Source organism: Enterococcus sp. DIV1420a (genome assembly GCF_051712165.1).
GTDB classification, from domain to species: domain Bacteria; phylum Bacillota; class Bacilli; order Lactobacillales; family Enterococcaceae; genus Enterococcus; species Enterococcus faecalis.
The window spans coordinates 1,028,239-1,054,533 of the sequence record NZ_JBIOOI010000002.1; the positions used below are offsets into that span (position 1 = coordinate 1,028,239).

Genomic DNA, 26,295 nt, shown 5'->3' on the forward strand with positions numbered 1-26,295 from the left:
AAGAACCATGTATAAAGCAATTGTCGCAGCAAAAGGAAAAACAACAAAAATTGTTGAAAAAGAATCGCGTCCATTGAAAGATAATGAAGCGCGGTTGAAAATGGAAGTCTGTGGTGTCTGTCATACGGATTTACACGTTAAGAATGCAGATTTTGGCGATGTTAGCGGTTGTACCTTAGGTCACGAAGGAATTGGTATTGTGACGGAGGTTGGAAAAGACGTTACTAGTTTAAAAATTGGTGATCGTGCATCTGTTGCATGGTTTTATGAAGGCTGCGGGCATTGCGAATATTGTACTTCTGGTCGAGAAACGCTTTGTCGTTCAGTAAAAAATGCTGGATATACAGTTGATGGTGCCATGGCCGAAGAATGCATCGTCACAGACGGTTATGCAGTGAAAGTGCCAGAAAATTTAGCATCAGAGCCAGCTTCCTCTATTACTTGTGCAGGGGTAACAACCTACAAAGCGATAAAAGAATCTGGGATTCGTCCAGGTCAATGGCTAATGATTTCAGGATTAGGTGGGCTAGGTAATCTAGCTTTACAATATGCCAAGCATGTCTTTAATGCAAAAGTAGTAGCTGTTGATGTGAATGATGATCAGTTAGCTTTTGCGAAAGAAATGGGTGCTGATCTTTTAATTAATCCAGTTAAATATCCTGATTTTGCTGCACAACTTCAAAAAGAAATTGGTGGTGTCCATGCAGCAGTAGTCACTGCGGTAGCTAAATCAGCATTTAATGGCGCAGTCGATGCAGTCCGTGCGGGAGGAACGGTTGTCGCCGTTGGATTACCTGTTGAGACAATGGATTTATCTATTCCACGTCTTGTTCTTGATGGCATTCACGTAGTCGGATCGTTAGTTGGAACCCGTCAAGATTTAAGCGAAGCTTTCCAATTCGGTGCAGAAGGAAAAGTTGTTCCTGTTTGTCAAACACGCCAACCAGAAGAAATTAATGCTATTTTTGAAGAAATGGAACAAGGAAAAATTCGCGGGCGCATGGTCATTGATTTTCGCAGTTAATTTAGTTTTTTAGTGATTCGTTGATTTAATCTGAAAACCATGAAAGGATGGATGGAATGTTTGCGAATCTTACTCTCCGTGAGAGACGACTGCTTAAACAAGCACAAGTGGGAGCCACAATTAGCTTTATTCTTTTGTTTGTACCAATTCTGACAATCAGTCTTTTGCATACTAGTGACTTATTAGCAAAATGGCTAGGTATAGTTGGGGTAATTATGGTTTTACCATTGTTGTATTTTGCGTGGCAGATTTTAAAGATAGCCTATAAAGATCAAAAAGATAATCCAACGCCTCCTTTGTGGGTTCCGAAAGTTTATGGGATTGGGCTTTCGATCAATCCCTATCACCGGTTTGGAAAGTTAATTTTTATATTGCTAGCGGTACTGATAGTTGGCATCATCATTAGTTTGCTTTTCACACCAGCAAGTCAAATCAATCACTAAAAAACGAGTAATCAACACCCTCTTGCTGAGCAGGAGGGTGTTGATTATTTTTAAATAGACTAGATTTGAGCAACAGGTATTAGATTTTTGAAAAAAGTCTTTCTTTTTCTGATGTAGATATTTTTGCAATAAAATCATCATTATAAGTGAATTAACAGGTTTATCAAGGGTTAATACTTGTTAATGGTGGCTGCTATAATTAACCGTTGACAAACACAAAAAAACCATCATACGATAATTATGTTATTAAAAAAGTGAAAAATTGGTAGTCAACAAATGAAAACGCATTCATCGGGAAATTGTGATTCTGTACTAAAATTTTTATATAAGATGAAAATAGATTGTTTTCATTTAATAATTTATTGAAAGGATGTGTTTATGAAGGGGTTACTGAAACTGACTTTCTAACAGTCTCAGTAAACTAAGAAAATCGTTATGACTTTTTATGACTTTTCATCTGGATAAAACTTTGTTGGGTTTTGGATTTTGCGAGTAATTGTGTCGGAACTATTCTATGGGGAGCAATTTTAAGGAGGAAAAAATGAACAAAGAGTATCAGGGTAAAAAAATTTACGGTAAAAAGCACTGGTTGACATTTTTATTAGTGAGTTCGTCTGTATTGGCGTTCCATTCGTTTGTTACGATGGATTCTCAAGTGGTTGATGCGCAAGAGCAAACAGCAAAAGAAGACGTAGCTGATTCAGCAACGTCAGTCGGAGCAATTGTGTCGATTGAAAAAGCGGAGAAAAACTTTGTCATTACGTATGCTTCTGGAAAAAAAGCACAAATTAGTATTTTAAACGACCATCTTTTTCGCTATCATCTAGATCCAACTGGTAAATTTGAAGAATATCCAACGCCAAATGATCCAAAGCATGTTGCGAAAATTACGGCTAAAACAATGGCCGACTATGGTACACAAGCCTTTGAGCAAACGAACGTCACAGATTCAGGAAACCAATTTATTCTAGAAAATAATGGTTTAAAAATTATGTTCGAAAAAGAAAGCGCTTTAATGAAGGTTCTAGACAAGAAAAAGAATCAAGTTATTTTAGAAGAAACCGCTCCGCTATCCTTTAAAAATGATAAAGCTACACAAACGTTAAAACAAAGTAGTCAAGAAAATTATTTTGGCGGAGGAACTCAAAATGGTCGATTTACGCATAAAGGAACAGCTATCCAGATTGTCAATACGAACAATTGGGTAGATGGCGGAGTAGCATCGCCTAACCCATTTTATTGGTCAACTGCAGGGTATGGCGTTGTTCGAAATACATGGAAACCTGGCAACTATGATTTTGGAAGTCATGATCCACAAACAACCACAACAACGCACGAAGGAACAGATTTTGATGCTTTTTATTTCTTTAATGATTCCTCAGCAGGTATTTTAAAAGATTACTATGAATTAACCGGGAAACCAGCTTTGATGCCAGAATACGGGTTCTATGAAGCGCATTTAAACGCGTATAATCGGGACTATTGGGTGAAAGTAGCAGAAGGAACCGCGGGAGCAGTTAAATTTGAAGATGGTAATTTTTACAAAGAATACCAACCAGGCGATCTAGGAAACTTAAATGGCACGCTAGAATCTTTAAATGGAGAAAAAGAGAATTATCAATTTTCTGCACGCGCAGTTATTGATCGATATAAGAAAAACGATATGCCGTTAGGGTGGTTCTTGCCAAATGACGGCTACGGTGCTGGCTATGGCCAAACAGATTCATTGGACGGCGATGTACAAAACTTAAAAGAATTTACAGAGTATGCTCAAGCCAATGGTGTTGAAGTGGGGCTGTGGACTCAATCTAATCTCCATCCAGCGGATCCTAAAAATCCTAAAAAAGGAGAACGGGATATTGCGAAAGAAGTTAGTGTCGCTGGTGTTAAAGCTCTCAAAACTGACGTGGCGTGGGTCGGGTATGGGTATTCCTTTGGCTTAAATGGTGTAGAAGATGCCGCGAATGTTTTTGTAAAAGAAACAGACGGCGCAGTTCGTCCGATGATTGTTTCATTAGATGGTTGGGCCGGAACCCAACGGCACGCTGGTATTTGGACAGGCGATCAAACGGGTGGTCAATGGGAATATATTCGCTTCCATATCCCAACATATATCGGGACTTCGTTGTCTGGACAACCAAATGTCGGTTCAGATATGGATGGAATTTTTGGTGAAAAAAATAAAGAGGTCAACATACGTGATTTCCAATGGAAAACTTTTACACCAGTGCAGCTAAATATGGACGGCTGGGGCTCCAATCCAAAAACGCCATTTGCTTTTGATCAAGAAGCCACAGATTTGAACCGAGCGTATCTAAAATTAAAATCAATGATGATGCCTTATAACTACAGTATTGCCAAGGAATCAGTTGATGGACTACCAATGGTACGGGCCATGGCTTTAGAATTTCCTAATGAAGGAACAGCATATACAAAAGATTCTCAATACCAATATATGTGGGGACCCAATTTACTCGTTGCCCCAATTTATAATAGCAATCAAGATGAGGCAGGAAATTCAATCCGTGATGGAATCTACTTACCAGATGAAAAACAAGTCTGGGTTGACTTATTTACAGGCGAAAAATATCAAGGTGGCCGTGTCTTAAATGGAGTAAAAACACCGCTGTGGAAGGTGCCCGTTTTCGTCAAAGATGGCAGTATTATCCCAATGACGAATCCAAACAACAATCCAAAGGAAATCCAACGGGATCAACGATCTTTCTTGATTTATCCAAATGGCGCCACTTCTTTTAATATGTATGAAGATGACGGAATTTCAACTAGTTATGAAGCTGGGCAATCAGCTACGACTAAAATAAATAGTCAAGGCCCTAAATCAAACGAAAAAGGGGATCTGACCGTTACTATCGAACCGACAAAAGGAAGTTATAAAGACTTTGTTGATGAACGAAGCACCACGCTTGATTTGTTAGCTTCAGAAGCGCCCGAAAGCGTAACAGCAATGGTGGGGGGGACAGAAGTAACCTTGAAACAAGCAGCTAATAAAGAAGAATTTTTAGCTGGCACAAATCTATATTATTTTGATAAAGAATTCCAAGTGAATCAGTATCTTTCTGAAGCTTCAGGAGAAAAACTGAACCAATCAGCGTTATCAGTAAAACTAGCGAAACAATCTGTGACCGCCAAAGATGTTCAAATAACTGTCAAAGGTTTCATTAATAAAGGAACGGTTGACGGAGGAAATACAACGGTCGATGACCAGTTAACTATTCCGGCAAATGTCGCAATCAATGAAGAAAAAACAACGCCATCTTCTTTGACTCTTCAATGGGATCAAGTAACTGAGGCAACAAGTTATGAAGTAGAGCGTGACGGGACTGTTTTCGGAAATATTCAAACGAATACAGCAACATTTGATGGATTTTCCTTCCTAAGCGAACATACTTTTCGAGTTCGAGCTGTTGGAAAAAACGGGGTCTCTGAATGGAGTGAACCGATTAAAGGAAAAACACAAGATGATCCCTATAAAGAAACAATTAATCAAGTCAAAGCAACAAGTAATTTACCAGAACAACCAGGCGCAGAATTGAAGAAATTAACAGATAAAGATTTGAGTACAGGTTGGCATACGAACTGGTCAACCGGCATCGCTAATCCAAGTGATGGAAATTTCTTGACTTTAAAATTTGATCTTGGTGCGGAGTATCAAATGGATAAAATTGAATACTTGCCAAGAGACAATGCCGGCAACGGAAATATTTTGCAGCTCCAGTATCGGACGTCGAAAGATGGAGCTAATTGGACAGAGTTTTCAGAACCTATTAACTGGAAGCAAGATGCTTTGACAAAAACCATTGAAACGAAGGACCAAGCGTATCGTTTTGTTGAAATGAAGGTATTAAAATCGGTGGGTAATTTTGGCTCTGGTCGTGAGATGCTCTTTTACAAACAACCAGGAACAGAAGGAATCTTACATGGAGACATTACTAACGATGGAACGATTGATGAAAATGATGCAATGAGTTATCGAAACTATACAGGCTTAGAATCTGTGGACAGTGACTTTAATGGCTATGTTGAAAAAGGTGATTTAAATAAAAATGGGGTAATTGATGCTTATGATATCAGTTATGTTTTACGACAATTAGATGGTGGGATTGAGATACCTGATGTCGAAGAAATTGCGGGCGGTTTATCCCTTGCTGTGGTTAATGAAAATGGCAAGGATACCTATCTTCCTGGCGATACATTAACCTTTACACTTAAAGGTCAAGACTTAAAAAACATTAATGCGTTAAGCACAAAAATGTCCTTTGATTCTAGCAAATTTGAACTTGTCGGTCAGCCTGCAACCACGAATAATACAAAACAAATGGAAAATTATTCTAAATATCGGAAACATTCAAATGATGTGGAGAATCTATATTTAGTTCTTAGTAATCAAGGAAATAAACAATTGTTAAATGGTTCAATGGACTTAGTTACCTTTAAAGTTAAAGTAAAAGAAACAACACGCGTAAAACGTGCGACAACTGTTGAGCAGCCATTACAATTTGATATGAGTCAAGGCTTATTAGTAGGCCAAGGATTCCAACAAGCCACACTTTCAGATTTTTCTGTAACAGTGAAGCCCACAGAGCTAGTAGATAAAGAGTTATTACAAGCGCTAATTACGCTAAATCAAGCACGTGTCGAAAAAGAATATACGCCTGAAACTTGGGCAATCTTTAAACCAATCTTAGATGAGGCAGTAGCTGTTCTAGCCAATGAACAAGCCACACAGACAGACGTTTCTGCTGCCGCGGAAAACCTAGAAAAGGCTGCAAGTCAGTTGGAAAAAATGCCTGATGTAGCGAATAAAGCTGATTTAGAAAAAGCAATTCAAGAGGGGCTAGCGAAGAAACCAAGTGATGGGCAAGAATTCACCGAAGAAACTAAAAAAGTTCTTGAAGAGTCATTAGCAGCAGCTCAAAAAGTATTTGCTCAAGAAAAAGTTACCCAAGAAGAAATAGACCAAGCGACTAAAACATTGCGTGAAGCAATTGCACAATTAAAAGAACAACCCGTCGCCGTTAATAAGGAAACCTTAAAAGAACGAATCGCTCAAGCCCAAGGAAAAAAGCCAGAAGAAGGATACCAATTTACAAAAGAAACAGAAAAACAATTGCAAGAAGCAATTCAAGCGGCTGAAGCAATCGTAGCGAAAGAAACGGCGACAAAAGAAGAAGTCTCAGAGGCTCTAAACGCATTGGAAACTGCAATGGCTCAATTAAAAGAAGTACCCCTTGTAAATAAAGACCAATTACAAGAAGTTGTCAAACGAGCGCAGCAAGTCACTCCAAGTGAAGGGCACCAATTTACTGCCTCCTCGTTACAAGATTTACAAAAAGCGCTTTTAGCAGCTAAAAACACATTGGAAAACCCAGCAGCTAATCAAAAAATGATTGATGAAGCGGTTGCTGAATTAACTAGTGCCATTGATGGGTTACAAGAAGAAGCGTTAGTTACAGATAAAAAAGCCTTAGAGGCAATGATAGCCAAAGCAAAAGCAATCAAACCATCTGCCGGAAAAGAATTTACCAGCGAGTCTAAAGCGCGCTTAACTGAAGCAATTGACCAAGCGGAAGGGATTTTAGCTGATAAAAATGCTCGGCAAGAACAAATTGATACTGCTGAAAAAAATGTAAAAACTGCTTTGGATAGTTTAGAGGAACAAGTCCTTCAAACGGATAAAACAAAGTTGAAAGAACTGCTTCAAAAAGCAGAAACCTTGAAACCTAAAGCAGGAAAACAATTTACAAAAGCATCGCAAGAAGCTTTAGCTGAAGCAATTAAACAAGCAAAAGCACTTGTTGAGGACCCAAATGCGACGCAAGAAGCTGTGGACAAATGTTTAAGTATTTTAGCACAAGCCATTGAAGCAATGGCAGAAGAGCCAATCAGTAGCAACTCTACAGGCAACAATGGAAATCATGGCACGGTTAGCGGGACTGGTGGCGTAACCAGTCCAGGAAAGGGCACAGCAGCAGGTGGAACGACAACGAAAACCACCACTTCTGGTACTTTGCCAAAAGCAAATGAAGTTGTTTCGCCAATCTGGTCAATTAGTGGTTTTCTATTGATAGTAAGTATTGGTTTAGGAAAATTATTCTTCAAAAATAAAAAAGACCAAAATTAGCGTATCATTAACTTACAAGGCGCATTTGTACAAAAACAGTGTGCAAATGCGCGAGTATGTAATAGGAGAGGATTTTTACGAATGAAAAGAAAGAAAATCAAGAATCAACTACTTGTTTTAACAAGTATTCTCGTTCTTCTGAGTTTGGAAGTCGCTCCAGTTGTTACGTTGGCTGCAGAATTACCAAGTAGCTCGCTACAAACAGCTCTGTCCTCGGAAACGACAATTACTTCGGAAGAAAAAGTAATTGAAACAACCGAAACAACTGTTGCTACATCGACAACGTCCACTAGTAGTTCGTCATCTGAATCAAATAGTTCTACCGATACGACTACCGAATCAACGAGTCATTCAACGACAGAAACGACAACCACAAATACTAGTTCTGAAACAAAAAAAGAACCTACAGAGTCAACGGTATCATCAGAAATCACGCAGCCTGTTGAACAATCGCAACCAACACAAGTTCAACCACCACAAGTTCAACCACCACAAGTTCCTGTGACCAAGCAAGAACCCGAAGAACCTATTCAAGTTCCTGAAGCCACCAATAACGTTGTTGAAGAAAATCAGGCTGTATCGTTAAATCCGTCCCTCAAAGTAGATGAAATAGCTTCTTCAAATTTAAAAGGCTACGAACTTCCACTGTTGTCGTCTTTTGGCGAAAAGAAACGGGCAGTTGTGGTGGCTGAAGCATTAAGACACGTTGGGAAAACAAAAAAAGAATTTAATTTGACGGAGCAAGCATTGACCAGTAGTTTCCTTGCCCAAAAAGTTTACCAACAATTATTTAAAATAGACATTGGCAGTACGCCGCAAGAACAAATGACATTTGGTAAAGTTCGTTCTATAGAGGAGGCAGAACCTGGTGATCTGATTTTTTGGCAAACAGCTGAAGGAAAAACGCTTCAAAATGGTGTTTATCTTGGCCAAGGAAAATATTTAATTGCCGCAGCGGAAGCGGATTCTAAAGAGAAACCAGAAGTAATCGCTCAGTTAGAGAATATCTATACTGCCAAACAACAACCAGACTCAAAAGAGGAAAAACGCTTGGTAGTGACTAATCCTTTTAAGGAGTTCATATTAACGGAGTATGGCAAAGAAGTTTTAGCAACATATGGTGCGTCATTTGAAATGCAGAAGTCAGAACAAACCACAGCGTTTATTAAAAAAATTGGTGAGACAGCCAGAGAACTTGGCGAAAAATACGATGTTTTTGCATCAGTGATGATAGCTCAGGCTATTTTAGAAAGTGGCTCTGGCGAAAGTCAACTAGCCAAAGAACCTTATTATAATCTCTTTGGCGTGAAAGGTTCGTTCCAAGGAAATAGTGTTAGCTTTTCAACAAAAGAGGCTGATCAGAGGGGCCAACTTTATACAATTTCCGCTGGGTTTCGCGATTACGGTGGCTATAATGACTCACTGCAAGATTATGTTCAATTACTCCGACAAGGGATTGACGGAAATCAAGATTTTTATAAACCAGCGTGGCGTTCGGAAGCCAAAAACTACCTTCAAGCAACGCGTTTTTTAACAGGTAAATATGCAACAGACAAGCAATACGATAATAAATTAAATTCGTTAATTGCGGTTTATAACTTAACGCAATTTGATTTACCAAAAACAGTGGACGGTTTGATTATCCAATCTAAAAATGAGCTGTCGGAAGCGGAACAGCAACAAATGCATTTTCCAGTCTATGATGGGATCAATTATAATCGAAGTGGTAGCTATCCCGTGGGCCAGTGTACGTGGTATGTCTATAATCGTTTCAAACAGTTAGGCACTTCTGTGGATGAATTTATGGGAAATGGCAGTGACTGGGGAAGAAAAGGACGTGCATTAGGCTATCAAGTTAGTTCATTGCCTAAAGCTGGTCGTGCGATTAGTTTCCAACCAGGAGTTGCTGGCGCAGATAATCAATATGGACATGTTGCTTTTGTTGAAGCGGTCACTTCTGATGGAATCATTATTTCTGAAAGCAATGTCATCAATGATCAAACGATTTCGTATCGTGTCTTACCTAATGCAATTGCTTATAGTAGTGGCGTGACCTACATTGGCGCTTAATCGACTCATTCAACAGGAAGAAGTGTGGATGTTTAAGTAAAAAATTAGCACAATGATCCATGTGTGAACTAACAAATTAAAATAACCAGAATCGACCAATGAATTGATTTTGTCATGTATAAAATGACAAGAACAGTTTGGTGGTTGATTCTTTGTTTTTCATCAACGAAGAGACAATAGTCCTCATGATTCGTTAGCAAAAGATGAATAGTCCAAAGTACTCTTTCTTGATACTTTGTTATTTTATGTTTTTGTTTGCAGGAAACTACTGAAATCGCTATACTAAATTTATGTGAATATACTAACAGACAATCAATTTTTTATCTCTTTTATTGGTGTATAAATTGATTGAACATTATAATCATTTGTCTTTTGTTGTGTAATTTTATATCTTCTTGAGAAAGGGATGAGTGAACAAATGGCTATTTATATATTAGAAGACCAAATTATTCAAGCAAAAGCGTTAGAAGCATTGTTAACAAATATCCTACATTCAAGAAATATTTATAATGAAACAATCCATTTATTTTCACGTTCAGATGAATTATTACAAGTGGCATACCAGGACGCCCAACTAAATATCTTTTTCCTAGATATTCAAATGAACAATCATATCCAGGCAGGATTTGAGGTTGCTAAAGAAATCAGAAAAACAGACAGTGAAAGTCTGATTGTATTTATTTCTACTCACACAGAATTAGTTTTAACTTCCTACAAATATATGGTTTCAGCTCTTCAATTTATTCAAAAGAACGTGGATTTTCTAGATTTCCAAAAAGAAGTTGAAACATGTGTCGACGCATATATTCAACAAAAAGAAAATATAAAGACAAAAAGTGAATATATTATCATTAACTTAAAAGCGTCTTCTATAAAAATGGATATTAATGATATTTATTTCTTTCAAACGGAATACGATCATCGTGTATCAATGGTTGGTAAAAATTTTAAAAGAGAATTTTATGGAACGTTATCAAAAATTGAACAACTGCATCCAGATTTGATTAGAGTCCATCAATCAATCATCATCAATAAAAAATATGCGTCAAAATTAAATTATAAAACGCATCTTTTAACTATGAGAGACGGAACGGAAGTACCAGTCTCAAGAAGATATTATACTCAGGTCAAGGCACTATTTCTTACTTAGGGAGGGATAATGACTAATTAAGGAATTATCTATCTATTAGTCGCTATATTCGTTATAATTTAGTGCAATACTTGAAGAGGAGGGCGATATGCTAATCGATTGGATTCTAAAAAATATTATGGATATGGATCAGGAAGATCAATCAGGAAAAACACAATGGACAAAGTATTATCTAACCGTTTATTTTTCTGGCTTATTCAATTTTCTGATGATTCTGATTTTATCAGTTTTATTTGGGACGTTAAGCGAAACTTTTATTGTATACGTCGTACTGATTTTTTTACGGCCTGTCGCAGGTGGCTGGCATGCAAAAACCAAATGGCTCTGTCGTCTAGAAAGCATTGTTATCTATGTCGTCATACCATTTGTATTGAAAAATTCTTCTGTGAGCTTACCGTTTATTTATAAAATTCTATTGATTTGCCTCTTAGTCGTATTATTTTATTGGTATGCGCCACAAGGAACAGCAATTGAACCTGTTCAGCCATCTGATTTAAACGTGCTCAAAAAGCAAAGCCTTATAAGGGTGTGTTTACTTATTTTATGTAGTCTGTTTGTCAAAGAAAAGATTGCTTCAGTAATACTCTACGGTCTCGTCATCCAAGGTCTGATGATACTCCCTGTAACAAAAAATTTAATTGAAGGAAGTGTTTTTATGAAATTTGGTAAAAAAATAATTAAAAATGTTATTGAAAAAAGAGTTGCAAAAGTTAGTGATGGTGTGGGAACTAAGCCTAGATTAAATCAAAATTCGCCCAATATATTTGGACAATGGATGGGACAAACTGAAAAACCTAAAAAGAATATTGAAAAATGATTTTGTCGTTATTAGCTACTAACGTTTTGCTTGTATCTAGCTTTATCGTTTTTGTCTTTTTACGAGTAACATTGATCAAGATTGAATGTAAAATACCGTTACTTTCATTGCTTATTGTCATTAATCTTTGTTCGTTTGCGGCATTAATGTTTGGCTACTCTTGGTTGATTTATGCGCTGACAGTCGTTGTTTTTACAGGATTTTTACTCATTCACAAAAAGAGGTTCTCAATTTTTAAAGCGATATTTTTATCCGTTTTTACATTGCTTATGGTTTCGTTTATCAATTACACGGAGCAAACGATTTTAAGTGTTTTTTTTCAACAGATTTATCAAAATAAATTATTATGGATTGCCTCAAATGTTCTTCTGTTGCTTATAAATATCTGGATTGCTTTAAAAATTCCCAATAGTGTTTTTTTAAGATTAAATCGTGTGTTAGAAAATAGCCGAATTTTTTTTGGTTGTTTACTTTTATTGTTGATTCTGTTGTTACTTTTTGTGTTTTTGATTTCGCCAGAGATTTCACCTGACTTTATGCGAGGATTTGTCACGGTAAATAGTTCTAAATTGGAGTTATTAATAAGTGTAGGTTTATTTTTAATTCTGATTGGCTTAGTCATTGAAGCTTATTTGGAAGAACAACGTATCAACACTCAATTATTGAATAATTTAACGATTTATACTGAAAAAATAGAATCCATTAACGAAGAGCTAGCGATGTTTCGTCATGATTATAAAAATTTATTGTATAGTTTACAAATTGCTATTTCATACGAAGATATTTTGGAAATCAAAAGAATTTATGAAGAAACGATTGCACCAACCAAAAAAATTATTGATAATGAAGAATTTGAACTTATGAAGTTAAATCGTTTGAAAAATATGGAACTTAAGGCACTCATAAGTATGAAAATTAATACCGCAAAGCAAGCAAAACTAAAAGTGATTGTTGATGTGCCAGAAGTATTTATTCTTGATACATCAATCGACTTAGTGGTTGTGATTCGTTTGTTGGCTATTCTATTAGATAACGCGATTGAAAACAGTGCAAAATCAGAATTGAAAATGTTCGCTATCTCAATTTTCAATAAAAATGAAACACAAGAGTTTGTGATAACAAATAGTGTACAAGCCGAATTTGATTTTAAGGTTATGAAGAAAACCAAATTTAGTTCTAAAAGTAACCCAGAAGAGCACGGTTGGGGATTGTTATATGTAAAAGAAATTGTTGATTTTTCAGATCAATTTGATTTGCAAACGTTCTTCAATGAAGGAGCGGTCACTCAACATTTAATTATTGAAAAAAATCATAATAGTAAAAAAGTTGTTAACGAATGAATTTGTTAACAACTTTTTTGCTATGGTATTGAGTTATGAGGGGCAATACAGGGAAAAATGTCGGCTGATTAAGGAATTTAGATAGTGCCGGTTAGGTAGTTGTCTATAATGAAAATAGCAACAAATATTTACGCAGGAAAAGGGGCGGTCGTTTAACGGGAAAAATTAGGGAGGATAAAGCAATACTTTTGTTGGGAAAAGAAATAAAAGGAAACTGGGGAAGGAGTTAATTGTTTGATGAAGGGAAATAAAATTTTATACATTTTAGGTACAGGCATCTTTGTTGGAAGTTCATGTCTATTTTCTTCACTTTTTGTAGCAGCAGAAGAACAAGTTTATTCAGAAAGTGAAGTTTCAACAGTTTTATCGAAGTTGGAAAAGGAGGCAATTTCTGAGGCAGCTGCTGAACAATATACGGTTGTAGATCGAAAAGAAGATGCGTGGGGGATGAAGCATCTTAAGTTAGAAAAGCAAACGGAAGGCGTTACTGTTGATTCGGATAATGTGATTATTCATTTAGATAAAAATGGTGCAGTAACAAGTGTTACAGGAAATCCAGTTGATCAAGTAGTGAAAATTCAATCGGTTGATGCAATCGGTGAAGAAGGAGTTAAAAAAATTATTGCTTCTGATAATCCGGAAAATAAAGATCTTGTCTTTTTAGCTATTGACAAACGTGTAAATAATGAAGGGCAATTATTTTATAAAGTCAGAGTAACTTCTTCACCAACTGGTGACCCCGTATCATTGGTTTATAAAGTGAACGCTACAGATGGAACAATTATGGAAAAACAAGATTTAACGGAACATGTCGGTAGCGAAGTAACGTTAAAAAACTCTTTTCAAGTAGCGTTTAATGTACCAGTTGAAAAAAGCAATACGGGAATTGCTTTACACGGAACGGATAACACAGGGGTTTACCATGCAGTAGTTGATGGCAAAAATAATTATTCTATTATTCAAGCACCATCACTAGCAGCATTAAATCAGAATGCTGTTGACGCCTATACGCATGGAAAATTTGTGAAAACATATTATGAAGATCATTTCCAACGACACAGTATTGATGATCGAGGGATGCCCATCTTGTCAGTTGTTGATGAACAACATCCAGATGCTTATGACAATGCTTTTTGGGATGGAAAAGCAATGCGTTATGGTGAAACAAGTACACCAACAGGAAAAACGTATGCTTCCTCTTTAGATGTAGTTGGTCATGAAATGACACATGGTGTGACGGAACATACTGCCGGTTTAGAATATTTAGGACAATCAGGTGCCTTGAATGAATCTTATTCTGATTTGATGGGTTATATTATTTCGGGTGCATCTAATCCAGAAATTGGTGCGGATACTCAGAGTGTTGACCGAAAAACAGGTATTCGAAATTTACAAACCCCAAGTAAACACGGACAACCAGAAACCATGGCTCAATACGACGATCGAGCACGGTATAAAGGAACGCCTTATTATGATCAAGGCGGTGTTCATTATAATAGTGGAATTATTAATCGGATTGGTTACACCATTATCCAGAACTTAGGCATTGAAAAAGCACAGACTATTTTCTACAGCTCGTTAGTAAATTACTTAACACCTAAAGCACAATTCAGTGATGCTCGTGATGCGATGCTTGCTGCTGCAAAAGTTCAATATGGCGATGAAGCAGCTTCAGTGGTGTCAGCAGCCTTTAACTCTGCCGGAATCGGAGCTAAAGAGGATATTCAAGTAAACCAACCAAGTGAATCTGTTCTGGTCAATGAATGAAAAAAATTCCCCAATTAAATAAAAATGGATAAGGAGTGGCATAATCTTATGAAAAAGTTCTCCATACGAAAAATTAGTGCTGGTTTTTTGTTTCTGATTTTAGTAACTTTGATCGCCGGTTTTAGCTTGTCTGCAAATGCAGAAGAGTATATCGTTCCTGCCGAAAGTCATTCACGACAAAAAAGATCGTTACTGGACCCTGAAGACAGAAGACAAGAAGTGGCAGATACAACCGAAGCGCCTTTTGCGTCAATCGGAAGAATCATTTCCCCTGCCAGTAAACCAGGCTATATTTCTTTAGGAACAGGCTTTGTTGTTGGAACCAATACAATTGTCACCAATAATCATGTGGCTGAAAGTTTTAAGAATGCCAAAGTATTAAATCCGAATGCCAAAGATGATGCTTGGTTTTATCCAGGTCGAGATGGCAGTGCGACACCATTTGGCAAATTCAAAGTGATTGATGTAGCTTTTTCCCCGAATGCGGATATTGCGGTAGTGACTGTCGGCAAACAAAACGATCGTCCAGATGGCCCAGAGTTGGGAGAAATTTTAACGCCATTTGTTTTGAAAAAGTTTGAATCTTCAGATACCCATGTCACAATATCAGGCTATCCAGGTGAGAAAAACCACACACAATGGTCTCATGAAAATGATTTGTTTACATCTAACTTTACAGACTTAGAAAATCCATTACTATTTTATGATATCGATACAACAGGTGGTCAATCTGGTTCACCAATCTATAATGCTCGGTTTGAAGTAGTTGGTGTTCATTCCAATGGTGGCATTAAGCAAACAGGAAATCATGGTCAAAGACTAAATGAAGTGAATTATAACTTTATTGTTAATCGAGTGAATGAAGAAGAAAATAAACGTTTATCCGCTGTGCCAGCAGCGTAAAGAACCATAAAAATACTCGGAATTTCCAGAATCACGGGAAATCTCGAGTATTTTTGTTTTTTAAGATAGTGTAAGTTACGATAAAAGTACCTTGTAATTATCGGTTAAAAGCATATAATAGTGCTGAAAAGAAGGCAAATAATCCGATTAAGTTAGTATTTCTAAACCATCATAACTCGTAATGATTTCATGCTTTTGAGATAAAGCCGCCATCTCCGCATAAGACAAGCCGCCATTGTGAGAAAAATGGTTGGCAACGTAAATCGTTTTATCTGTGACGAGTTTTCTTTCTTTTAATTCTGCAATTAATTTTAAATTTTCTTCCCAATTCATATGACTATTGCCAGTTTCGTTTGTTTGACTAGTACAATCTAAAGAAACAATACTAAGAAGTAAGTGGCTCTTTTCAAGATATTCAAACATTTCTGACGTAAAGTAACCTGTATCATGGGTGGATAAAAAAGCATCTTTACCATCGTCTATAACGAAAATAAAACAATCTTCACTGAAATTTCCATGTTGTGCAGGAAGGGGATAAATCGTATAGTTCGCAATAGTAAAACATTTGTAGGGCTGAATAACCTGATAATGTAATCGGGTATCGTCTTGACGACCTTCTAAATCAAAGGCGCGCTGATAAAACGTCTTAACTGCTTCATTTCCATAAACAGTTAAACGATTGGGAATATCTAATGCATAACCAGACATTCGATAAGCCAAATCCTCGCCGTAAAAATGATCGGAATGCCAATGAGAGATTAGTAAAGAGTCAAAGTCTGCAAAACACAAGTCGTACTGCAACAGGTGTAAATAAGAATCCCCTGGAAAATCAATCAGCAGGACATCATCAATAATTAATTGAGTTTGTGTACGAATTTCTCGTCCTTTTTTCTCTCGAGCGTACTTACATAATTTACAATTACAAAAAATTCCCGGAATCCGTTCTGCTGCACCCGTACCTAAATAGTTGATTTTCATTGGGAGTACCTAACCTTTCTTTGACATTCTTCATACTTAGTAGATAACGCTGAACCTTAAAGTAAATGGGCATGGAAACTGAAACATTTGTTGTGTCCATCTTACCTTTTTTGGAGAAGAATTGAAATGGAATTTCTTAAGTAAATATGCGTAAAATAGAAAAAGCTAGACGCCTTTTTTGATAAGCTGAATTTACTGCGAATGCTCGTACTATTTCCGAAAAAAAGTTTTACCAAAGGCATTTTCATATTCATCTACTATTAGTTATAGAAAAATAACAAGATGGACATAGCTTATTAGAGCAAAAATAACTACGCTATTGATAAAGAGTGAGGCGTGTTTTGAACAGGTTGCGTGGGCAAATGAATTTGAATAAAAGGGATGACAAAAGATGACTATTGAAAAATTAGAATATTTTTATACCATTGCAAAATATAATAGTATTTCCAAAGCAGCCTCTGAACTCCATGTTAGTAAATCAACCTTAAGTGCGTCATTAAAAGATTTGGAAAGTGAATTGGGTCATTTACTTTTTGACCGTAACGGGAATTCTTTGACGTTAAATTCCTATGGTGATAAAATCGTCCAATCTGTATATATCATTTTAAACGAGGCCAAGAAAATGAAACTTAATTTGCATGAAATGATTGAGAATCCAGTGATGCGTTTAGGTTTTGGAAATACGTCCTTGATGTATAAAGTGACAGAAAATGAGGATCAACTGAATCGTTTTTGGGAATGTTACCATGGTTCATCGTTTGAGTTATTGAATAAATTGGAGAATCATGAGTTGGATTTTGTGATTACTTCTGCAGATGTGAATAGTCCAGTTTTAAAGAAAGAACAATTAATTGAACTAAAAATGTATCTTTGTGTTTCAAGAGAAATTAAACAAGAAATTGAGGAAGAAGGCTTCACCTGTTTGACCAACTATCCATTTCTATTTTTGCCGCATCACTTAGATCATTTAGAAGCTACCAAGAGTGTGCTAGAAATGTTGCAATTAACAAGTTCGCTTGTTTGTTGCTACGATACGTTGATGCTTACTCGTCTCATTGAAAAAAGTAAAGGAGTTTATGCGGTGATCTCTCTTCGGAAAGAACAACTGCAGGAAATTGATTCTAAACTCTTCTTTTTACCGATTGAACGAAAACAAAAATTTTATTTATACCGAAATGTTTCCAGTTCGGTTTTTGTCCAACCTGGTCAAATCAAGGCAACTTTACAAAAGTTGCTAGAGACTTAGCCATTAAAATTACTTTGGAATAGTTACCAAAAATAGCTTTATTCGCTTAGATTTACTTCTGCTGCGGATAAGGCTATTTTTGTTGTTCATTGTTTAAAAGAGATGCTCAATTATGGGGCTGTTCGATATTTCTGAACAGAATGTTCAATTATTTAATAACTTAAGAATCGATAAATCGTATCTATTACGGTTCAATTTAAAGGGGTTCTGGTGTATAGTTTGGCTATCTAAAGATTTACTTTTTTAAATATAAAATAACTAAATGGCAAGGAATATAAAGAACTGTTGATACGTGAGTACTTGCGATAACTGTGTCGTTAGAAGTTTAAGTGTCATTGTTGCTTTTCCTGTTTTATGTAGTTGCTAGAAAGGACTGTTTTTATGATCGATAGAAAAAAAGTTATTTTGTATACTTGTTGCATGAGTTTGTTTGTAGTGACCATGGATGTTACGGTTGTCAATGTGGCGTTACCATCCATTCAAAGTGATTTTCACACGAATCTGTCTACATTACAGTGGGTAACAGATGGCTACACTTTAATGGTAGCATCCTTATTATTGTTGTCTGGGTCTACAGCAGATCGAATTGGCCGTAAACGAGTCCTTCAATTGGGCTTAGCCTGTTTTGGTTTAGCGTCTTTCCTATGTGGGATTTCGCAAACCCCAGGGCAATTGATCGCGTTTCGCATGTTGCAAGGGATTGGTGGTTCTATGTTAAATCCGGTAGCAATGTCTATTATTACACAGGTATTTACCGAAAAGTTAGAAAGAGCGAAAGCAATTGGCTTGTGGGGCTCTGTTACAGGGATTTCCTTAGGCATGGGCCCGATTATTGGTGGACTGATTGTTTCTTATTTTAGCTGGCGGTATGTCTTTTTTGTAAATGTACCGATCATTGCTGCGGCAATTATCCTTACACAAAAGTTTGTACCTGAGTCAAAAGTAGAGAAAACGGCGAAAAATGATTTTGTTGGTCAAGCATTGATGATTCTTTTTCTATTTAGTTCTATCTATTCCATTATCGGACTACCTAGAAAAGGGCTTTTCGCGCCAGATATTTTAAGTACTGGGATAATCGGCTGCTTAGCCATTGTTATTTTCTTTATTTATGAATATAACATTGACAATCCGTTAATCAACCCGCGTTTCTTTTTATCTATTCCATTTACATCGGCTTCTTTTTTAGCTATTTTTGGCTTTATCATATATAACGGCTATTTATTTTTAAACACGCTATATTTGCAAGAAATGAGAGGCTTCAGCCCGTTGGAAGCTGGCTTATCAACCATTCCTTTGGCTTTTGTTAGTTTTCTTGTTGCACCGAGAGCCGGCGAAATGGTAGGGAGAATAGGAACGAAACGTCCTATTATGCTTTGTGGTATTTCAATGTTGGCTGTTAGCTTTTTACAATTATTTGTAACTAAAACAACGCCTATGATTATTTTATTTGTTATTTATATCTTTTTAGGCATTGGGTTTGGGATGTTAAATTCACCGATTACCATTACAGCGATTGAAGGAATGCCACTTTCTCAGTCAGGAACGGCAGCAGCCATTGCGGTGACATGTAAGCAAATTGGCAATTCTTTAGGGGTTGCGCTACCAAGTCTTTTAATTACAAAGCCTATTACTAGTTCGCTTACTCGAACACCTTTTACAAACGTATGGCTTTTATTTGGATGTTGCGCCATTGCGATTATCTTTTTAAGTTATTTATCCAATTCTCCGCTAGCGAAAAAGTCATTGCGCAGAGTTAGGTTTTATTTTTAACAAATCAAGATTTTTTTGAAGGGAAAGGAAGACAAACTTAGATGAAAAAAATAAATAACCGATTAGGACTCTTTTTATTTTTTGTTTTACTCTTTTGGGCAAAAACGATTCTGGCGTATTACCTAGATTTCTCATTAGGCGTTAAGGGCAGTCTCCAACGAGAAATTTTATGGTTCAATCCAGTTGCTACTACGCTGTTATTATTTGGCTTTAGTTTGTATTTTAAAAAGCATAAAACATTTATGCTTAGCTTAACTCTTTTAAATGTTTTAAATACATTAATTTTATATTTGAATATTATTTTTTATCGTGAATTCACTGACTTTATTACCATCCAATCTGTTTTTGGCTTTTCAAAAGTTTCAGAAGGGATTTCTGGTGATTTACTTGCTTTAATGAGAGTCCACGATGTCTTTTATTGGCTAGATACTTTAGTGCTGCTCGTTTTGGTATTTTACTCTTTTAAACAGCGACGGAATCATCAAGTCTTTGTGACCAAACCTATCAACAGAAGATTGGCGATCTCAATTAGTTGTTTAAGTGTCTTGCTCTTTTCGGTTAACTTATTTTTAAGCGAAACCGATCGTCCTCAATTGCTTCAAAGAATTTTTGATCGTAATTATATTGTAAAATATCTTGGCTTGGATGCATTCACAGCCATCGATGGTGTCAAAACAGCCATGTCAAATGAGGTAAGAGCAGAAGCTAGTTCAAACGAATTACCTGAAATCATGAAATTTACCAAGCAAAACAATTTACCGCTTAATCCGCAGTATGCCGGGATTGCCAAAGGAAAAAATGTATTTGTGATTCATTTAGAAAGTTTTCAACAATTTTTGATTAATATGAAAGTCCAAGGCCAAGAGGTTACACCGTTTTTAAATCAGCTCTATCAAAACAAAGCGACAATCAGTTTTGATAATTTCTTTCATGAAGTAGGGCAAGGAAAAACGAGTGATGCGGAGAACATGTTGGAAACAGGAACATTCGGGTTACCGCAAGGCTCTCTTTTTACACAATTAGGATCAGACAATACTTTCGAAGCGGCTCCCGCAGTTTTAGGACAAAAAGGCTATACAACCGCTGTTTTCCATGGAAATGTGGGGAGTTTTTGGAATCGAGACCATGTGTATAAAAACTTAGGATATCAATACTTTTTTGATCGGTCATATTTTTCAAAAGATGACAAAATGCTAGGTTACGGTATTTTAGATAAACAATTGTTGCGTGAATCAGCTAGTGAGCTTGAACATTTACAGCAGCCATTCTATGCGAAGTTTTTAACTGTGACCAATCATACCCCTTATTATACGGATGACCAAAACTTCCCGTTTCCTAAATTGAACACAGGCAATTCGATTGTGGATGATTATGTTCGAACAGCGCACTATTTGGATCAATCGCTAGAACAATTTTTCCATTACTTGCAAACAACAAGTTTATACAATCATTCTATTTTTGTTATTTATGGTGACCACTTCGGTATTTCAGATGCGAACAACAAGGACTTATGTAAAGCTTTCAACCGCGATCCAAAAACGTGGACAAACTATGACAATGCGCAATTGCAAAGAGTACCTTTGATGTTTTACATGCCAGGCTATACGCAAGGGAAAATCATGCACGAATATGGTGGGGAAATTGACGTTTTACCGACACTGTACCATCTTTTAGGTGTCGATGATAAAAATTATATCCATTTTGGCACGGACCTTTTATCTCCTCAATATAAACAAGTGGTTCCTTTTAGAAATGGCGATTTTGTAACGCCTCGATTTTCTTATCTAGGTGGGGAAATCTACAATAATCAAGGGAAAAAATTAGACCAAGTTCCAGCAGATTTAAAAGCAGAAGTCACGAAAGATAACGATTGGGTGAAAAAATCGTTAAGTTTATCTGACAAATTAAATCAGGAAAACCTTTTACGTTTTTATAAACCACAAGGATTCCAAGAAGTGCAACCAAAGGACTACAACTATGATGTGGCTTTTGAAAAAAACAAAGTCTTAGAAGTAGAAAAACAAAAAAATGCACAATCAACCAGCTTGTTTAGTCAAAATGGCAATCAAACGACAGTCCAAAATTATCCGACTACGCCATAGATCATTTAAGAAGGATAACTTTTGGAAGGGAAAGAGAATCATATATGAAGTGAAAGAGGTCAGAACAGAGTCGTTTATTTTCGAAGCAATTGGTTCTGTTTCCACCATTTATCAGGTTTTGAGCCTGGAACAAAAATCCAAAGTGATTTTTGTCCCAGGCTTTTTCGCTCTTTTATTGAGTAAGAAGTCAGTTTAGAATTTATATTAAGTTTCGCTGTACATTTTAAAATTACCATCAACAGAAAATACAACAGGCGAATTTTTAGATAAAAAAATTAGTAAAACAAGTATTAAATAAATAGTATTTTTGAGGATAAAGTAAGAGAAATGTTGTTTTTTTAATAGTTGTTAACGGAAAACAAAATTATTTTATAGCCATAAAATATATTTTTATTATAATTATATTATAAAATAATGAGCATATGATTTGCAGATAATTTTTTCAGGGCCTATTCTGAATAGGAACTTAGCTATAAAAATAAAAGAGGAGAGTGGTTTTGATGAGAAAAAATCAGAAGATTGTGCCAATTGTGACAGCTTCAGACGAAAATTATGCTCCTTATTTGAATGTAATGATGACAACTGTTTTAGAAAATTGTCATTCGGAGAGATCTGTTCATTTTTATGTGATTGATGATGGGCTGTCGCTATCTAGCAAAAAAGCACTCCAAGAAACGGTTAGTAGTAACTCACAAAATGCGACTGTTGAATTTCTAACAGCAGACAAAGAAGTCTATCAAAATTTTTTAGTGAGTGATCATATTACAACGACCGCATACTTACGCATTTCTTTACCGTCACTTTTACAAAAATATAGCTATAAAAAGGTTCTTTATTTAGATGCAGATACGCTGGTTTTAGATGATATTGTCCAGTTGTATGATACGCCATTAGTGAACCAAACGATTGGCGCGGTTATTGATCCTGGTCAAGCATATGCCTTGAAACGTTTGGGCATCCATTCCTCCGATTATTATTTTAATTCAGGAGTTATGATTATTGATATTGACCGATGGAACGAGAAAGCAATCACGCAAAAAACAATTCAGTATCTAGAAGAAAATGGGGACCGCATAGTTTATCATGACCAAGATGCTTTAAACGCCGTTCTTTATGAAGATTGGCTAGCTTTAGAACCAAGATGGAATATGCAGACGTCTTTAGTTTTTAATCGTCATGAAGCGCCTAATGAGGCTTACCAAAAATTATATGCAGCGGGAAATCAAGAGCCAGCGATTATTCATTTTACTGGTCACGATAAACCCTGGAATACGTTAGAAAATCATCCTTATACAGCTCTTTATCTAAACAAGTTAAAGAAAGTAGGTGCAAGAAATGGAAAATAGAAAAGAATTAGCGATTGTCTCATGTTGCAATACCAACTTTGTACCGCATCTTGCTGCTATGTTTGTTTCAATTTTAGAAAATAGTCCTTCAGCGGCAGCTGTTCATTTTTATGTGATTGATGACAATATCAATTTTGAAAGCAAGCAACTACTGTATTTTACGATTAAACATACCCAAATCAATGCAGAGTTAACATTTTTAAAAATCAACCCCCATTTTTTCAAAAATGTTGTAACCAGTGAACGAATTCCCAAAACAGCTTACTACAGGATTGCTATTCCAGAGCTGTTTAGAGGAAGCCAGATCGAACGGCTGTTGTATATGGATTGTGACATGATTGCCTTAGATGATGTCGCAAAATTATGGACAGTTGATTTAGGTGAAAATATCATCGCCGCTGTTGAAGATGCAGGGTTCCATCAACGTTTGGAAAAAATGGCGATTCCTGCAGAATCTATGTGTTATTTTAACTCAGGCTTGTTGCTAATCGATGTTAAAAAATGGTTGAATTTAGATGTAACCACTAAAGTCTTAAGATTTATTGAAGAAAATCCAGATAAATTACGTTTCCATGATCAAGATGCATTGAATGCGGTTTTACACGACCGTTGGACCCTGTTGCATCCTAAGTGGAACGCCCAAGGTTATATTCTGTCAAAAGCGAAAAAACATCCAACTATTTATGGAGAAAAACAATATGAAGAAACGAGAAGAGCACCATCCATTATCCACTTTACTGGCCATGTCAAACCTTGGACGAAAGAATTTCAGTGGTATACCAAGCGTTATTATGATCAATATGCGAATAGGACGGCCTTTCGTTGTGTCAACACATTCAATCAATATTTATCTTATACGAAAATTAGCAGAAGGATTGAATATGCTCAATAATGAATATTGTCATGGATTTCGTAAAATCAGTTACTTGTTAGTTGTTGCCAGAACCAAACAATAGAAACGAAGAAGTCGGGATAGAACTGTTTTTCAGATTTTGAGTATGAGACAAAAATCTAAAGTGATTTTTGTCTCATACTCTTTTTTGTCTATTTAAAATAAAGCCAGCAACTGGTATCATATTTAAGGATGGTTTTTTATAAAAAAATGATTTCTTTAGGAAAAAAATATTACAATAAAGAAAAATAAAAAAATGTAAACGTTATCATTTCAAGGTTATAGCGGTATGAAGATATTTATTAATACTTTTTATTGACAAAATAAAAAAAACCACCGTACTATTGGTTTGTGGTTATAACCAGTTAGGGTAAAGGAGAAAGTTATGGAAAATGCCTTTAAAAACAAAGCTTTGTATCATCAACTTGTTGATTTGCTGCAGGAACGAATCGAAACATGCATGATTCCTCATGACAAGTTGCCCTCTGAACGTGAATTGACTGCACAATATGGAGTGAGTCGGACGACGGTCCGGTTAGCGCTACAAGAACTAGAAAATAGAGGTTCCATCTATCGTCGTCATGGCAAAGGAACATTTGTTTCAGATATAAAAAAAGAGGCCGCTGATTTAGCTGGCGCATATAGTTTTACAGAACAAATGAAAGGGCTGGGTCGAAAACCACATACCCGTATATTATCCTTCGAAAAATTGGAAGCGGATAAATTTATTTGTCAGCATTTGAATCTTTCGTTAGGAGAGGCAGTTTTTAAATTAAGTCGGTTGCGGATTGCTGATAACGAGCCATTAATGGTTGAAGACACATACTTGCCTGTGAAATTTTTCTTATCACTCACGGATCAATTACTACGTAGCAAACCATTATATGATCTATTTTCGGAAGATTTTAAGCAAACCGTTCGTTTAGCTGATGAAGAATTATACGCTAGCATTGCGTCAAAAGAAGATGCCAAATTATTGATGATTCCGGAAGGAGCGCCAGTCCTTCATTTAGCACGCCAGACATATAACATGAAAAATGAAATTATTGAATTTACGTTGAGTGTGGCGCGAGCAGATCAATTTCATTATCAGATACGCCATATTCGGAATAGTTAGGAGAGTTAAGTATGTTTACAGCAGAAAAAGAAGAACTAGAACAACTAGGAGCGGAAATCACGACACGTGAAATTCGTCAGCAACCTGAGCTTTGGCAAGAAACCGTGACACTTTATCATGAAAATCAAACAGCTTTGGAAAACTTTTTAAAAGAAGTCCAAGCCAAAGCGCAAGGAAAACGCACAAGAGTAATTTTTACAGGAGCAGGGACTTCGCAATATGTCGGTGATACGGTTGTACCTTATCTCCGAGCACACGGTGACACACAAGCCTTTTCATTCGAAAGTATTGGGACAACGGATATTGTGGCCAAACCAGAAGATTATCTGATTAAAGACGAACCAACATTGTTAGTTTCGTTTGCAAGAAGTGGAAATAGTCCTGAAAGTTTAGCGGCAGTTGAAGTAGCTAATCAAGTGGTTGAAACAATTCATCATTTAGCGATTACTTGTGCTGAAGAAGGACAACTGGCACAAATAAGCCAAAAAGAAGAAAACAGCTTTTTATTCTTAATGCCAACACGTTCCAATGATGGTGGTTTTGCGATGACTGGTAGCTTTTCTTGCATGACCTTGGGTACATTACTACTCTTTGATCAAACAGCCTTTGAGCAAAAACAAGATTATGTAACCGCTCTAATTAAATTAGGTGAAGAAGTGCTATCCCGTGAAGAAGAATTAAATGAAATTGTTAACCTTGATTTTGAACGAATTGTTTATGTTGGTTCTGGAAGTTTAGCTGGTTTGACAAGAGAAGCGCAATTGAAAATTTTAGAACTAACAGCCGGCAAAGTTGCCACAATTTTTGACTCTTCTATGGGCTTCCGTCATGGACCAAAATCATTTATTAATGAAAAAACAATAATGTTTGGTTTTGTTAATAATACACCATACACAAGAGATTATGACTTGGATATCTTAGAAGAAGTTCACGGTGACGAAATTGCGGCGGGTGTTTTTGCGATTGCTCAACCTGGCAAACGTAATTTCTCAGGTTCAACTATTGAATATTCCGCAGAAACTGCTCTATTACCTGATGGCTATTTAGCATTAGCAGATATCATGGTAGCCCAAACAGTCGCACTTTTAACATCTATTAAAGTTGGAAATAAACCGGATACCCCTTCACCGACAGGTACAGTGAATCGTGTGGTTAAAGGCGTAACGATTTATGACTATAAATAATACA

17 protein-coding genes are annotated in these 26,295 nt (G+C 36.3%); 16 read left to right on the forward strand and 1 reads right to left on the reverse strand.

What is annotated here, in order from left to right:
• The first annotated feature begins 7 nt into the window (after positions 1–7).
• The 9 genes from adhP to sprE all read left to right on the forward strand — a co-directional run bounded on the left by adhP (position 8) and on the right by sprE (position 15,656).
• Complete coding sequence (gene adhP, locus IGI80_RS16295) at positions 8–1,024, forward strand: alcohol dehydrogenase AdhP (RefSeq protein ID WP_033659021.1); 1,017 nt, start codon at positions 8–10, stop codon at positions 1,022–1,024.
• Positions 1,025–1,071: 47 nt separating this feature from the next.
• Complete coding sequence (locus IGI80_RS16300; RefSeq protein WP_002361986.1) at positions 1,072–1,467, forward strand: hypothetical protein; 396 nt, start codon at positions 1,072–1,074, stop codon at positions 1,465–1,467.
• Positions 1,468–1,981: 514 nt separating this feature from the next.
• Complete coding sequence (locus IGI80_RS16305; RefSeq protein ID WP_438724181.1) at positions 1,982–7,609, forward strand: TIM-barrel domain-containing protein; 5,628 nt, start codon at positions 1,982–1,984, stop codon at positions 7,607–7,609.
• Positions 7,610–7,690: 81 nt separating this feature from the next.
• Positions 7,691–9,679 carry an amidase domain-containing protein gene (locus tag IGI80_RS16310; protein WP_438724182.1) on the forward strand — a complete coding sequence of 663 codons (1,989 nt, stop codon included), beginning with the start codon at positions 7,691–7,693 and terminating at the stop codon, positions 9,677–9,679.
• 418 nt (positions 9,680–10,097) lie between these two features.
• Positions 10,098–10,829 (forward strand): response regulator transcription factor FsrA, encoded by a 732-nt coding sequence (fsrA, locus tag IGI80_RS16315; RefSeq protein WP_080442520.1) that lies wholly within the window; start codon positions 10,098–10,100, stop codon positions 10,827–10,829.
• Positions 10,830–10,917: 88 nt separating this feature from the next.
• Positions 10,918–11,646: a quorum-sensing system protein FsrB gene (gene fsrB, locus IGI80_RS16320; RefSeq protein WP_438724183.1), complete on the forward strand. Its 729-nt coding sequence runs from the start codon at positions 10,918–10,920 to the stop codon at positions 11,644–11,646.
• Positions 11,643–12,986: a sensor histidine kinase FsrC gene (gene fsrC / locus IGI80_RS16325; RefSeq protein WP_438724184.1), complete on the forward strand. Its 1,344-nt coding sequence runs from the start codon at positions 11,643–11,645 to the stop codon at positions 12,984–12,986. Before fsrB ends, fsrC begins: the two co-directional genes overlap by 4 nt.
• A 234-nt stretch (positions 12,987–13,220) precedes the next feature.
• On the forward strand, positions 13,221–14,753 hold the full coding sequence (gene gelE / locus IGI80_RS16330) for a gelatinase GelE (protein ID WP_002374632.1): 1,533 nt from the start codon (positions 13,221–13,223) through the stop codon (positions 14,751–14,753).
• Positions 14,754–14,801: 48 nt separating this feature from the next.
• Positions 14,802–15,656, forward strand: a complete 855-nt coding sequence (sprE, locus tag IGI80_RS16335) for a serine proteinase SprE (protein ID WP_002361980.1) — start codon at positions 14,802–14,804, stop codon at positions 15,654–15,656.
• 147 nt (positions 15,657–15,803) lie between these two features.
• Here sprE and IGI80_RS16340 read toward each other — a convergent pair whose 3' ends face one another.
• Complete coding sequence (locus tag IGI80_RS16340) at positions 15,804–16,634, reverse strand: MBL fold metallo-hydrolase (RefSeq protein WP_002369253.1); 831 nt, start codon at positions 16,632–16,634, stop codon at positions 15,804–15,806.
• Positions 16,635–17,025: 391 nt separating this feature from the next.
• Here IGI80_RS16340 and IGI80_RS16345 point away from each other — a divergent pair, with 391 nt between their 5' ends.
• The 7 genes from IGI80_RS16345 to agaS all read left to right on the forward strand — a co-directional run bounded on the left by IGI80_RS16345 (position 17,026) and on the right by agaS (position 26,291).
• Positions 17,026–17,880: a LysR family transcriptional regulator gene (locus IGI80_RS16345; RefSeq protein ID WP_002377187.1), complete on the forward strand. Its 855-nt coding sequence runs from the start codon at positions 17,026–17,028 to the stop codon at positions 17,878–17,880.
• Positions 17,881–18,261: 381 nt separating this feature from the next.
• The gene (locus tag IGI80_RS16350; protein WP_010712556.1) at positions 18,262–19,650 is read left to right on the forward strand and encodes an MFS transporter; all 1,389 of its coding nucleotides are present in this window, start codon (positions 18,262–18,264) and stop codon (positions 19,648–19,650) included.
• A gap of 41 nt (positions 19,651–19,691) precedes the next feature.
• Positions 19,692–21,752, forward strand: coding sequence for an LTA synthase family protein (locus tag IGI80_RS16355; RefSeq protein WP_002360109.1), 2,061 nt, complete (start codon positions 19,692–19,694; stop codon positions 21,750–21,752).
• A gap of 500 nt (positions 21,753–22,252) precedes the next feature.
• Positions 22,253–23,098, forward strand: coding sequence for a glycosyltransferase family 8 protein (locus IGI80_RS16360; protein ID WP_010713322.1), 846 nt, complete (start codon positions 22,253–22,255; stop codon positions 23,096–23,098).
• Positions 23,088–23,990, forward strand: coding sequence for a glycosyltransferase family 8 protein (locus IGI80_RS16365; RefSeq protein ID WP_002382420.1), 903 nt, complete (start codon positions 23,088–23,090; stop codon positions 23,988–23,990). The genes IGI80_RS16360 and IGI80_RS16365 overlap by 11 nt, the downstream gene beginning before the upstream one ends.
• A 385-nt stretch (positions 23,991–24,375) precedes the next feature.
• Positions 24,376–25,107 (forward strand): GntR family transcriptional regulator, encoded by a 732-nt coding sequence (locus IGI80_RS16370; protein ID WP_002360115.1) that lies wholly within the window; start codon positions 24,376–24,378, stop codon positions 25,105–25,107.
• An 11-nt stretch (positions 25,108–25,118) separates the two neighbouring features.
• Positions 25,119–26,291, forward strand: coding sequence for an SIS domain-containing protein (gene agaS / locus IGI80_RS16375; RefSeq protein ID WP_002357242.1), 1,173 nt, complete (start codon positions 25,119–25,121; stop codon positions 26,289–26,291).
• The last annotated feature ends 4 nt before the right edge of the window (positions 26,292–26,295 follow it).